At 66.7% G+C, this 12,432-nt stretch carries 12 protein-coding genes; all 12 read right to left on the bottom strand.

From position 1 onward, the window contains the following. Positions 1–27: 27 nt before the first annotated feature. Complete coding sequence (locus SOM39_RS13755; RefSeq protein WP_068851721.1) at positions 28–1,203, bottom strand: flagellin; 1,176 nt, start codon at positions 1,201–1,203, stop codon at positions 28–30. Between the two features lie 247 nt (positions 1,204–1,450). Next, a complete protein-coding gene (gene flgL / locus SOM39_RS13760) occupies positions 1,451–2,656 on the bottom strand; it encodes a flagellar hook-associated protein FlgL (RefSeq protein ID WP_068851723.1) in 1,206 nt (401 codons plus the stop codon). After that, positions 2,653–4,530 carry a flagellar hook-associated protein FlgK gene (gene flgK, locus SOM39_RS13765; protein ID WP_210132474.1) on the bottom strand — a complete coding sequence of 626 codons (1,878 nt, stop codon included), beginning with the start codon at positions 4,528–4,530 and terminating at the stop codon, positions 2,653–2,655. Before flgK ends, flgL begins: the two co-directional genes overlap by 4 nt. An 8-nt stretch (positions 4,531–4,538) precedes the next feature. Further along, positions 4,539–5,762: a flagellar assembly peptidoglycan hydrolase FlgJ gene (flgJ, locus tag SOM39_RS13770; RefSeq protein WP_320458631.1), complete on the bottom strand. Its 1,224-nt coding sequence runs from the start codon at positions 5,760–5,762 to the stop codon at positions 4,539–4,541. Beyond that, complete coding sequence (locus tag SOM39_RS13775; protein WP_320458632.1) at positions 5,762–6,904, bottom strand: flagellar basal body P-ring protein FlgI; 1,143 nt, start codon at positions 6,902–6,904, stop codon at positions 5,762–5,764. The genes flgJ and SOM39_RS13775 overlap by 1 nt, the downstream gene beginning before the upstream one ends. A gap of 8 nt (positions 6,905–6,912) precedes the next feature. Further along, positions 6,913–7,605: a flagellar basal body L-ring protein FlgH gene (gene flgH, locus SOM39_RS13780; RefSeq protein ID WP_068851731.1), complete on the bottom strand. Its 693-nt coding sequence runs from the start codon at positions 7,603–7,605 to the stop codon at positions 6,913–6,915. Positions 7,606–7,627: 22 nt separating this feature from the next. Further along, positions 7,628–8,413 (bottom strand): flagellar basal-body rod protein FlgG, encoded by a 786-nt coding sequence (gene flgG / locus SOM39_RS13785; RefSeq protein ID WP_068851734.1) that lies wholly within the window; start codon positions 8,411–8,413, stop codon positions 7,628–7,630. A gap of 105 nt (positions 8,414–8,518) precedes the next feature. Continuing rightward, entirely contained in the window at positions 8,519–9,271 is a 753-nt protein-coding gene (locus SOM39_RS13790; protein ID WP_068851737.1) for a flagellar basal body rod protein FlgF, read from the bottom strand. Between the two features lie 35 nt (positions 9,272–9,306). Then, complete coding sequence (gene flgE, locus SOM39_RS13795) at positions 9,307–10,530, bottom strand: flagellar hook protein FlgE (RefSeq protein WP_068851739.1); 1,224 nt, start codon at positions 10,528–10,530, stop codon at positions 9,307–9,309. A gap of 31 nt (positions 10,531–10,561) precedes the next feature. After that, positions 10,562–11,242: a flagellar hook capping FlgD N-terminal domain-containing protein gene (locus tag SOM39_RS13800; RefSeq protein WP_093532817.1), complete on the bottom strand. Its 681-nt coding sequence runs from the start codon at positions 11,240–11,242 to the stop codon at positions 10,562–10,564. A gap of 26 nt (positions 11,243–11,268) precedes the next feature. Next, positions 11,269–11,676: a flagellar basal body rod protein FlgC gene (flgC, locus tag SOM39_RS13805; RefSeq protein ID WP_068851745.1), complete on the bottom strand. Its 408-nt coding sequence runs from the start codon at positions 11,674–11,676 to the stop codon at positions 11,269–11,271. A 3-nt stretch (positions 11,677–11,679) separates the two neighbouring features. Further along, entirely contained in the window at positions 11,680–12,075 is a 396-nt protein-coding gene (gene flgB / locus SOM39_RS13810; RefSeq protein WP_068851748.1) for a flagellar basal body rod protein FlgB, read from the bottom strand. Between the last annotated feature and the right edge of the window lie 357 nt (positions 12,076–12,432).

Here is a 12,432-nt window from a genome sequence, read left to right on the forward strand (position 1 = left end):
TTTTCTGTGACGCGTGCTTGTGCGGGATCAGCCGTTCAGCAGGCTCATCACGCTCGAGGGCGACTGGTTGGCCTGGGCCAGCATCGCGGTGCCGGCCTGCTGCAGGATCTGCGTGCGGGTCAGTTCGGCGGTTTCCTTGGCGTAGTCGGTGTCGCGGATACGGCTGCGCGAGGCCGACAGGTTTTCCGAGGTGGTGTTCAGGTTGGCGATGGTGGAGGTGAAGCGGTTCTGGATCGCACCCATGTCGGCACGCGAGGAGTTCACCGCCTTCAGGGCGTCGTCCACGATCGACAGCGCCTTCTGGGCACCGGCGACCGAGGAGATGTCCACGCCGCTGACGGTGTCACGGGCGTCCGCATCGGCGGTGGCGCCAATGCCGGCCATGGCCACGGTCAGGCCGGTGGCATCGGTGGTGGCGGTGGTGAACTCGAAATCCTTGCCCGACTTCAGCGAAGTCAGTTCCAGCTTGCCGTCCTTGTCCAGCGAGGCGTACACGCCGGTCTGGTCCATCTTGTCGTTGATGGCATTGACCACCTTCTTGCTGACGTCGGCGGCCTTGTCGCCCACGGCAACGTCCACGGCAGCAATGGCAACGCCATTGATTTCCATGTCGCTGACAGTGCCCGCGGCCGTCGCGGTGCCGGTCAGGGCAGCTGCGGTCGAGGTCTGCTTGGCAGCGTACAGGCCGTTGCCCAGCTCCGAGGTGCTGGAGTTGACGATGCTGTTGATGCCGATGGTCTGGCCCGAATCGGCGCCGATCTGGAACAGCGCGCCGGAGAACGAACCGTCCAGCAGCTTGGTGCCGTTGAAGTTGGTCTGGCGGGAGACGCGGTCGATTTCCGAGACCAGCTGGTTGACTTCGGCGTTCAGCGCTTCACGGTCGCTGTCGGAGTTGGTGGCGTTGGCCGACTGCACCGACAGTTCGCGGATACGCTGCAGGTTGTTGCCGATTTCCACCATCGCGCCTTCGGCGGTCTGGGCCAGCGAAATGCCGTCGTTGGCATTGCGCACGGCCACGTCCAGGCCGCGGATCTGGGTGCTGAAGCGTTCGGAGATGGCCAGGCCGGCCGCGTCGTCCTTGGCGCTGTTGATGCGCAGGCCCGAGGACAGGCGCTGGATCGTGGTGGCCAGGCTGGAACCGCTGGTCGACAGATTGCGCTGAGCATTCAGCGACATCACGTTGGTATTGATTACTTGTGCCATTTGTCTCTTTCCTGTGGGCAAGTTCCGGCCGCGGCGTGCACCCGGAGTTGACGCAGAGTCCGCACCCGTGCCGGATGCAGCTGTTGCAGGAGAGATAACGGCGGTTGGCGCGAAGCCTTGAGAAAAAATACGCAGAAAACATCACCCGGGTGGGGTGATGGTCGGTGGTTGCGCGCGTCCGGCAGGGGCCGGACCACGCGCAACAGCCTGCAGCGCGGGGCGTTCTGCGCCCGGCGTGCGCGCTATGTCAGCGGATCGCGTTGAACAGCGACATCTGCTGCATCTGGGTGAAAATGGTCTGCGCGGCCTGCAGGGAAATCTGTTCCAGCTGGTACTGGCCGATGGCTTCGGCGTAGTCGAGGTCGCGCATGGCCGACAGGGTGGTCTTCAGGGTCACGCCGTTGGCGTCGCGCAGTGCGCCGGCATCGTCGATGGCCTTGAGCTGCGCACCGCCGGCGGCGCGGGCGTCGATGAACTTCTCCGAGGCACGGGCCACGTCACGGATGCCGGCCTGCAGGATGTTCTGCTGGCGGGCCACGGCGGTCGGGTCGTCAGCGGCGTTGTCCAGCGCGTTGATCATGCCGTCCAGGGTGGAGAAGATGTCGCGGGCGTCGGCGGCGCCGATGCCGAAGCTGTCGCCGGCCTTGGGTTCGCCTTCGATCCGCATGGAAACGCCTTCGAACGTGATGTCTTCGCCGGCCTTGAAGGCGCCGGTCTTGACCACGGTATTGGTTGCATCCACCACTTCATAGGCGTCCGGGCCGGTGAAGCGCAGGGTGTAGCTGGCGCCATCCCAGTTGCCGGAAGCCGGGTCGCGGCCAAAGGTGGTGAGCACGCCGGTGCCGGTATTGGTGCCGGCTGCGCTGCCGTCCAGGGTGCCATCGCCGGTGCGGATGCGCAGGAAGATCTCGCTGCCGGGCAGGGCGTCCTTGACGAAGGTGTCCGGGGCCACTTCCACCTGGCGCTGGGTCTGGTCGCCGTTGTAGGTGACCACGCCATTGCTGAGCTTGAACGGCGCATCGGCGTCGTCGGTGCCGCCGAACAGGTAGCGGCCGGTGCCGTCGGTGGAATTGGCCAGCGACAGCAGGCCGTCGCGCACGCTCTTCAGTTCCGAGGCGATCGACTTCAGGTCGGCCGCCGACAGTGCCGGGTTGTTGGCCTGGATGGTCAGCTCGGTGATATGGGCCATCATTTCGCCGGCCTGTGCCAGTGCGTTTTCCTGCAGGCCCAGGCGGTTCTCCACCACGTCGCCATTGCGGGCGAAGCGGTCCAGCTCGGCCACGGCGCGGTCCAGGCCGACCGCGGTGCCCGCGGCGACCGGGTCGTCCTTGGCGCTGACCAGCTTCTTGCCGGTGGCCAGCTGCTGCTCCAGGTGGTTCATCTTGCTCTGCTTGGCCATCATCATCGAGATGGACTGGTTGAACATCATCCCGGTGGAGATTCGGTTGTTCATCGCGAAACGGCTCCCAGGATGGTCTGGAACATGGTGTCGGCAGTGGAGATCAGCTGCGAGGCGGCCTGGTAGGCCTGCTGCAGCCGGAGCATGTCGGCGGCTTCTTCGTCCAGGTTGACCCCGGACACCGAGTCGCGCGAGGCCTGTGCCTGGTCGGTGATGACCTGCTGGGCCTGCAGCGAGTAGTCGGCCGCGCGTGCGGCCGAGCCCACCAGCGTGGTCAGGCCACCCAGGGCACCGTTGAGCGTGACCGTACCGGCGTTGAAGGTCTTGGCGTCTTCCACCTTGGCCAGCAGCAGCGCGTTGCTGTTGTCGCTGGAGCCGGCCGGGGTGGGGCTGATGTTGAAGCTGTCGCCGACCTTCGGCGCGCCGTCGAGCACGAAGCTCCAGCCATTGGCGCTGATGGTCTGTCCAGCGGTATAGGTAAACGGCCCGGTGCCATCGATGGTGTATTCGGTGGCGCTGGTGAACACGATCGCGGCCGGATTGCGCAGGTTGGCGTTGGTGTAGTCGCTCACCGCCACGCCGCTGACCTTGCCGGTGCCGGTGTTGCCCAGGCCTGCGGCGGCCTTGATCGGCGCAGCCGCGGCAATGCGCGAGGTATCGGTGATCGCCACCGACAGGGTGCCGGCCACGCCGGCGGTGGGCTGCAGCAGGAAGCGGTCGTTCTGTGCCGGGGTGCCGGACATCACCATTTCCACGCCGTTGAGCACCAGCGGGTCGGCGGCGGTGCCGGTGCCGGTCATCGGCACGGCCGCACCGGTGTCGGCGCGCGTGGCCTGCCACGCACCGCCATCGAACTTCAGCACGATGTTCTGGCCGTCCAGCTTGGACAGGTCGCCGAAGCTGGCGCTGAAGCTGGCGGTGCCGGTATTGCCGGTGTTGCCGGTGACGCGCGGGCTGCCGTAGTTGAAGAAGTCGCCGCCCATGTTGCCGTACAGGTCAACGCCCTGGTGGTGGGTGTCGTTGAAGCTGCTGGCCAGGCCCACGGCGAGCTTGCCCAGCTCGGCCTGGGTGGGGGTGAGCACTGAATCGCGGAATTCGAGCAGGCCGCCAATCTGGCCGCCCAGGCTCTTCGGATCCAGGGTGATCTTCTGGCCCTGGGTTTCCATCGCCAGCTGCAGGCGCTCGGGCTGGTAGGGGTCGGTGACGGTGGTGACCTTGCTGGCGGTGGTGCCCACCACCACGGCCTGGCCGCCAGCGGTATAGACGTTCATGAAGCCGCCGTCCTGGATCACCGCGGTGCCGCCGGTATAGCCGATCAGGTTGGCCACCAGCTGGTCGCGGCGGTCGAGCAGGTCCGGTGCGGCGGTATTGGCATTGCTGCCGATGGCGCCGTTGAGCTGGGCGATTTCCGCTGCCAGCCGGTTCACTTCGGAGGCGCCGGCGATCAGGCCGTTGTTGACCTCGCCATTGAGCGAATTGAGGCTTTCGTTGAGCTGCTTGAAGCGGCTGGCCAGGGTGCCGGCGTTGTCGAGCACGTTCTGGCGGTCGGCGGTGCCCGAGGCATTGGAGGACAGGCCGCTGACCGTGTCGAAGAAGTTCGACCACACGCCGGACACATTGGTGGCGGTATCGGAGAACAGTGAATCCACGCGGTCGGCCAGGGTGGACAGCTGCTTCAGCCGCGCCAGTTCGCCGCTGCTGTCGAGCAGCCGCGAGATCGCCAGCTGGTCGGCCACGCGGCGCACGTCGGTGATGCGGGTGCCGTTGCCGATATCGCCATAGCCCAGGTTCTGCGGGCTGGCGGTGGCGAAGTCCACCTTCTGCCGGCTGTAGCCGGGCGTGTTGATGTTGGCGACGTTATGGCTGGTGGTGGCCAGTGCGCGCTGGAAGGCGAGCAGGGCGCTGGTGCCGGTGGAAAGTACGGACATGGGTTACCTCAACGACGGATTGCCCCCAGCCCGGCGGGGCTGGCGGTGCTGGCAAAGGTGCGGCCCAGGCGCTGGCTGGCATCGCCCACGGCGGCGATGGCGCGCTCGATGGTCGGGCCGCCGGCGATCGCGGCGATCTTGGCCGCGTAGCTGGGGTCGGTGGCGTAGCCGGCCTTCTGCAGGCCCTGGGCGAAGCCACGGACATCGCCGCCGGCCTGCAGCGCGTTCTGGTAGCGCGGGCTGTTCTTGAGCAGTTTCACGTAGTCGGCAAAGCTGTCGCCGACCGAGCCGTAGGCCCGGAAACTGGCGGTTTCATTGCGGCGCACGCCATCGACGTATTCGTGGGTGCCGCTGGTGGCGCGCTCGCCACTCCAGCCGCTGGCCTTGATGCCGAACAGGTTGTGCGAGCTGCCGCCGCCATTGCGCTGCACCAGCTTGCGGCCCCAGCCGGTTTCCAGCGCGGCCTGGGCGACCAGCGCCTTGGCATCCACGCCCAGTTCGCGCGCGGCCTGCTGCGCGTGGCCCCAGATGCTGGCCACGAAGCCTTCGGGGGTATGTGCGCCAAGCTGGGCGGCGGCAGTGCTGCCGGCCAGCGTATCCACGGCGCTGGGGCCGGTGGTGGCGGCGGTGGTGCCGACGTCGCGCCAACGGTCGTCGGCCATTGCCCAGTTTTCGCCGGACGTATCGGTGGCGGGCGCGGCGCCGTACGGATCGCTGCGGCCGATTGCTTCATGCATCTGGCTGCTTTCACGTCCGGCAATCAGGTCCAGCGCACGCTCCATCGGCTGCAGCACCGCCGACGGTGCCTGCCCGCCAAGCTGCTGCAGCAGGTCGACTTCGCTTGGTGCGGAAGGCGCTGCACCGGATGCGGGCAGGGCCATCGGCGCGGCAGCCGGCGCGTTGAGCCGGTAGGCACGCAGCGCCGCGGCGGGATTCAGGCTGGTGTCGGTGGGCTTGGCAGCGTCGGTCCCGCCACCGCCGAGCTGGCGCGAGATCATCGCCGACAGCCCCAGGCCGCGGCCCTTGGTCATCGCTTCGGCGATCTTCTGGTCGTACATGTCGCGGAACATCTGGTTTTCGCCGGGCAGCAGCGAATCGCCGAAACTGGCATCGCGCATGCTCTTGACCAGCATCTGCGCGAACTGGCCTTCCAGCTGGCGCGCGACCTTGTCGACCTTGGCCGGGCTGTTGGCCTGGGCCGGATTGAGCTCCAGTGACGGTTGGATGCGCATCAGATCACCTCGAGTTCGGCGCTCAGCGCGCCGGCCTGCTTGAGCGCTTCCAGGATCGCGATCAGGTCACCCGGGGCGGCGCCCACGGCATTGACCGCGTGCACGATCTCATCCAGGGTGCTGCCGCCGTTGAACTTGAACATGCGGCTGCCATCGTTGGTGGCGGTGATGGTGGACTGCGGCGTGGCCACGGTCTGGCCACCGGCGAAGGCATTGGGCTGGCTGACGTTGGTGTTTTCGTTGATCGTCACGGTCAGCGAACCGTGCGAGATGGCCGCCGCGCCGACCCGCACCTGCGCGCCGATGACCACGGTGCCGGTACGCGAGTTGACCACCACCTTGGCCGGCGCGGTGCCGGGGGTGAGTTCCAGGTTTTCAATGCGGGCCAGCAGGCCGATGCGCGCGCCCGGGTCATTGGGCGACTGCACCGCCACGGTGACGCCATCCACGGCGCGCGCGGCGCCATCGCCGAAGGCGTTGTTCAGCGCGGCGACCATGCGCGACACCGTGGTGAAGTCGTTCTTGTGCAGGTTGAGCGTGATCTCGCCGCCAGCGCTGAACACGTCGGGCAGGGCACGTTCGACCGTGGCACCGTTCGGAATGCGGCCGACGCTGGGCACGTTGACCGATACCCGCGAGCCATCCTTGCCCTGTGCGCCGAAGCCGCCCACCACCAGGTTGCCCTGGGCGATGGCGTAGACCTGGCCATCGGCACCGCGCAGCGGCGCCATCAGCAGGGAACCGCCACGCAGCGACACCGCGTTGCCGATCGAGGACACGGTGATGTCGATCGGCTGGCCCGGTTTGGCGAACGGCGGCAGCTCGGCGTGGATCGCCACGGCAGCCACGTTCTTCAGCTGCGGATTGACGTTGGCCGGCACGTTCACTCCCAGCTCGCCCAGCAGGTTCTTCAGGCTCTGCACGGTGAAGGGGGCCTGGCTGGTGCGGTCACCGCTGCCATCCAGGCCGACCACCAGGCCGTAGCCGACCAGCGCATTGCCGCGCACGCCGCCCACCTGCGCCAGGTCCTTGATCCGCTCAGCCGAGGCAGGCGCCGCAACACCCAGAACGGAAGCGGCGATGACAACCGCGTAGAGCCACGCCGTGCGTGGCTGAACAACCAACCGAAGAAGGAATTTCATCATCAGCCTCAGAACGGCACCAGCGCCGAGTTGAAGAAACGACTCAGCCAGCCCATCGCATTGGACTGGGCGACCGGGCCACGACCGCCGTACACGATGCGTGCATCGGCCACGCGGCTGGAGGGAATGGTGTTGTCCGGGAAGATGTCCGCCGCGCGCACGATGCCCTGTACCTGCACCAGTTCGTCGCCCTGGTTCAGCCGCAGGTTCTTGGCCCCCTGCACGACCAGGTTGCCGTTGGGCAGGCGCTGCATCACGGTCACGGTCACGCTGCCCTGCAGGCGGTTGCTCTGCGCGCTGGTGCCCTTGCCGGTGAAGTCGCGCGAGCCGGTCGCGCTGGCGCCCAGGATGTCCTTGCCGCCCAGCGTCACCGGCGCACCGAACAGCGTGGGCGTGCCCAGCGCGAGGTTGGATTCCTTGTCGGTACTGGTGTTGGCGGTGGTCTGCGCGGTGGTGCTTTCGGTCAGGGTGATGGTGAGCAGGTCGCCGACATCACGTGCGCGGCGGTCCGAATACAGCTGCAGGCCGGGGCCCGAGGCGTAGATCGCCCCGGCGGTGGCCGGCGCGCTGGGCGCGACCACGGGCACGACCGGCGCCATTGCCGGATACGGGCGCACATCGCCCGCGATGACGCAGCCGCCGAGCAGGGCGGTCACGGCGCTGGCGAGCAGCAGGCGAAGGGTAGGGCGCAGAGGCGACATGGCAGGTTCCCGGTTCAACCGATCAGACGTTGTTGTTGAGGTAGCCGAGCATGGAGTCGGTAGTGGAGATCGCCTTGGCGTTCATTTCGTAGGCGCGCTGGGTTTCGATCATCGACACCAGCTCTTCGACCACGTTGACGTTGCTGCCTTCCAGCGCACCCTGCACCACGCTGCCCAGGCCGTTCAGGCCGGGGTTGCCGTTCTGTGCGGGGCCCGAGGCGGTGGTTTCCAGGAACAGGTTTTCACCGCGTGCCTGCAGGCCGGCCGGATTGACGAAGTCGGTGAGGGTCAGCGCGCCGATTTCGACCGAGGCGGCGTCGTCGGCCATCTTCACGCTGATGGTGCCGTCGGTGCCGATGGTGAGCGACTGCGCGCCTTCGGGAATCTGGATGCCCGGCTGCACCGGATAGCCGCTGTTGGTGACCAGTTCGCCCTGCTGGTTGCGCTGGAACGAGCCGTCGCGGGTATACGCCGACGAACCATCGGGCATCTGCACTTCGAAAAAGCCGCGGCCGTTCACCATCACGTCCAGGGCGCGGCCGGTCTGCTGCTGGCTGCCCTGTTCGAAGTTCTTGGAGGTGGCCACCACGCGCACGCCGGTACCCAGCTGCAGGCCGGTGGGCAGCTGCGTCTGGGCCGAGGAGGAACCGCCGGGCTGGCGTACCTGCTGGTACAGCAGGTCTTCGAAGCTGGCACGGTCCTGCTTGAAGCCGGTGGTGTTGGTGTTGGCGAGGTTGTTGGAAACCACCGACATGCGCGTCTGCTGCGCATCCAGTCCGGTCTTGGCGATCCACAATGCCTGGTTCATGGCCTTGTTCCTGTGTTGATGCGGGTGGCCACGCGGGGTGGCCGTTGTCCTGGCTGATGCATGGCGCGTGCCACAACCGCGCCGGAATTACGTCGGGGCGGCCGGTCAGCTGCCCAGGCGCAGCAGGGAGTTGGCGCTGCGGGCGTTTTCATCGCCGTGCTTGATCACCTTCACCTGCATTTCGTATTGCCGCTGCAGCTGGATCATCTGCACCAGCGCGCCGGCGGCATCCACGTTGCTGCCTTCGAGCTGGCCACTGTCCAGCGACTTGCCCTGGGCCTGCACGAACGGCTGCTGCGGGTCGGTGTTGCGCATCAACCCGTCCAGCCCGCGCTCCAGCCGCGCATCCTCGGCGGCGACCACGCGCAGGCGGCCGATCACCGCCATGGTCTGCGGGCCTTCGCCCTGCGGGATGATCGAGATGGTGCCGTCGTTGCCGATGTCCATCGCCTGGTGCGGCGGAATCGCGATCGGGGCGCCGTTCTCGTCCAGCACCGGATGGCCGCCGGCGGTCACCAGCTGGCCATTGGGCGTGATCGACAGCGATGCACCGCGGGTATAGGCCTCACCGCCCCCGGTCGGCGCCTGCACGGCCAGCCAGTTGCCTGCGTCCAGCGACAGGTCCAGCGCGTTGCCGGTGATGTGCTGCGCGCCCTGGCGCCGGTTGAAGCCGGCGTCCACGTGCAGGGCATCCACGCGCGAGGCATAGCCGGCACCCTTGATCGGGAAGGCCTCGGTATTGGCGAGGGCTTCCTTGAATCCAGGCGTATCGGTGTTGGCCAGGTTGTGCGACAGCGTCCCCTGCGCCTGCAGGGACGCACGTGCACCGGTCATCGCGACGTAGAGCGCCTTGTCCATCGTTGTATTCCCGTGCTGCTGCGATCAGTGGCTCATCAACGGATGTTGATGATGGTCTGGGTGATCTGGTCCATCGTGGAGACCATCTGCGAGTTGGCCTGGAAGTTGCGCTGGGCGGTGATCATGTTCACCAGCTGCTCGGTCAGATCGACCGTGGAGGCTTCCAGCGAACCGGCCTGTACCTTGCCCAGGTTGGAGCTGTCGGGCGCGCCGGTACGCGGCGTGCCGGAGCTGAAGGTTTCCACCCACAGGTTGTTGCCCTTGGCTTCCAGGCCCTGCGAGTTGTTGAAGGTGGTGAGCGCGACCTGGCCCAGCGGCTTGTCGTCGCCGTTGGTGTAGCGGGCATAGACCACGCCCTCTTCGGACACGGTGATCTCGTTGAGCTTGCCGGCGGCGTAGCCGTCCTGCTGGGTGTTGCGCAGCGCGAACTTCTCGCCGTACTGGGTGGACCCGGTGACATCCAGGGTCATCGCCAGGGTGCCAGCGCCGGTGGTCGGGGTGAACGGGTCCATCACGATCTGGCCGTTGGCCGGGGTGGTCAGCGCGCCGGCATCGTTGAAGGTCAGCGTGGTCGGGGTGCCCACGGCCTGGCCATCGACGTAGTTGTAGACCTGCCATTCGTTGGCGGTGGCCGTCTTGACGAAGTACGAGGTCTGGGTGTGGCTCACGCCCAGCGAGTCGTACACGGTGATGCCGCCGGTGGACTGGTTGTAGCTGTTGGAATCGGTCGGGTCGAACGTGGCCAGGGTCGGCTGCTTGGCGTTGGCCGGCAGGGTGAACGCCACGTTGACCTTGCCGGTCTGCTTGGGCGGGCTGTCGGTGGTGAGCAGCTGCAGGTCGGTCAGGCGGCCGCTGTCGAAGCTGGTGCCGTCGGCGTTGGGCGCGAACACCTGCAGGCGCGCACCCTGCGGGTTGGTCACGTAGCCGGCCTGGTCGGTCTGGAAGTTGCCGGCGCGCGAGTACACGCGGGCGCCGTTCATGCTCATGGTGAAGAAGCCTTCGCCGGAGATCGCCATGTCCAGGCTGCGCCCGGTCTGCTCGTTGTTGCCCTGCGAGAACTGCTGGGCCACGTTGGTCAGGCGCACGCCCGAACCCACTGCATTCTTTGACAGGCCATAGCTGGTGGCCGAGAACAGGTCGGCGAACTCGGCGCGCGATTCCTTGAAGCCGGTGGTGTTGACGTTGGCGATGTTGTTCGCGGTGACGTTCAGGTCGGCATTGGCGGCATTGATGCCGGACAGCGAGATGTTGAAGCCCATGGGATTCTCCTTGGATGCGTGACGAAGGGACTCAGCTGACGCGCAGCACGTAGTCGATCGGGGCCGTGCCCAGGCCCTTGAGGTTGAGGTAGAGGCCGTCCGAGCCGACGGTGACGCTTTCCACCGGTGCTTCGACGTAGGTGTTGATCTTGGTCTGGGTACCGGCGCTGTCGGTGTGGGTGGCGGCGATGGTGTAGCTGCCGGCGGCCATGCGGTTGCCGTTGGCATCCTTGCCATCCCAGTTGAAGGTCACTTCGCCGGCTTCCTTGGCTTCCACGCTGAGCTGGGTCACCTTCACGCCGTTGGCGTCGGTGATGTCCACGGTGACGTAGCCGGCGCCGGGCGCAGCGACCATGCCGCTGGTATCGCCTTCGGTTTCCAGCTGCCACTTGGTGGAGGGCACAAGTACGTCATGGCCGACCAGCGCCGCGCCGCGCAGGACCTGGTCGCCGGCCATCGATTCCTGGAAGCCTTGGACGGTGCTGTTGAGGTCATTGATGCCCTGCACCTGCGACAGCTGCGCCATCTGCGCCACCATCTGGGTGTTGTCCATGGGCTTGAGCGGATCCTGGTGCTGCAGCTGCTCGGTCATCAGGCGCAGGAAGTCGGCCTGGTCCAGGGTGTCCTTCTTCTTGGTGGTGCTGCTGTTGGGTGCGTTCAGGCCCAAGGCGCTGTAGATGTCGGTGTTGCCGACGCCGCTGGTGCTGCTCATGACGGTATGTCCTGCAATAAGAAGGGTCAGCGACCCATGGTCAGGGTGGCCAGCGCCAGTTCCTTGGCGGTGGTGAGCATCTCCACGCCGGCCTGGTAATTGCGCGAGGTCGAGATCAGGTTGACCATCTGGGCGACGGGGTCGACATCGGGCTGGTAGATGTAGCCATCGCCATCGGCCAGGGGGTGGCCGGGCTCGTAGCGCTTGATCGGCGCGGCGTTGCTCTGGCTGATTTCCTTGACCTGGACGGTGGTGATGTTCGGGTCGGTGCGGCTGGTGACCGACTGGAAGATCGGTTCGAGCGGCTTGTACACGGCATCGGCCGAGCCGGCGACGGTGTCGGCGTTGGACAGGTTGGAGGCCAGCGTGCTCATGCGCACGGACTGGGCCTGCAGCGCGGAGCCGGCGATATCGAAGATGGGCAGGTTGCTCATGGCTTATTGCCCCGTGATTGCGGTGAGCATGGAGCGCACCTTGGATTCGACGAAGCTCAGCGAGGCGCGGTATTCCAGCGCGGCGCGGCCATAGGCGGCGCGCTCGGCATCGGGATCGACGGTGTTGCCGTCGATGCTCGGCTGCACGCCTTCCTTGGTGATCTGGAACGGGTTGAGCCCACCGCCGATGCTGAAGTGCTGCTCATTGGTGGTCCGCATGAGCCCGTTGCTGTCGGCACCCTGGGCGTTGCGCAGGGCGGCATCGAAGTCCAGGTCCTGGGCCTTGTACCCGGGGGTATCGGCATTGCTCAGGTTGCTGGCAATCAGCTTCATCCGCTGCTCGCGCAACGGCATGGCCTGGGCATGGACACCCAGATAGTCGGAAATCAGGTTGGGCATGGCGCTCTCCCACGGGACGATGTGGGGGAGGTTGCAAGGGCCGTGCCAGAACGGGGACGTGCAACCGCGCCGAACCGAAGGCCTCGGTTGATTGGTCGGGATCCCAATGGGCCCGCAAAAATTCGTAGCCCCGGCCGTTGGCCGGAAACCGCGCGCAGCGCGGCCCAAGCGTCCGAAGCCGGCGGGTTATCGCTCGCGGCCAACATCCCGGCGTTTAGAGGTTCCGAAGCCGCCCGTCAGGCGCTCATGTCGCCTGATACACGGTTTCGTTCTGGTTGCACACCCGGACGTACGGTCCCGACCGACAGCCTGTCAGGCTCCGGACCCTTTGGCCGCGCTGCGCGCGGTGTCCGGCCA

This window comes from Stenotrophomonas sp. CFBP8994 (assembly GCF_034044835.1).
GTDB classification, from domain to species: Bacteria; Pseudomonadota; Gammaproteobacteria; order Xanthomonadales; family Xanthomonadaceae; genus Stenotrophomonas; species Stenotrophomonas rhizophila_A.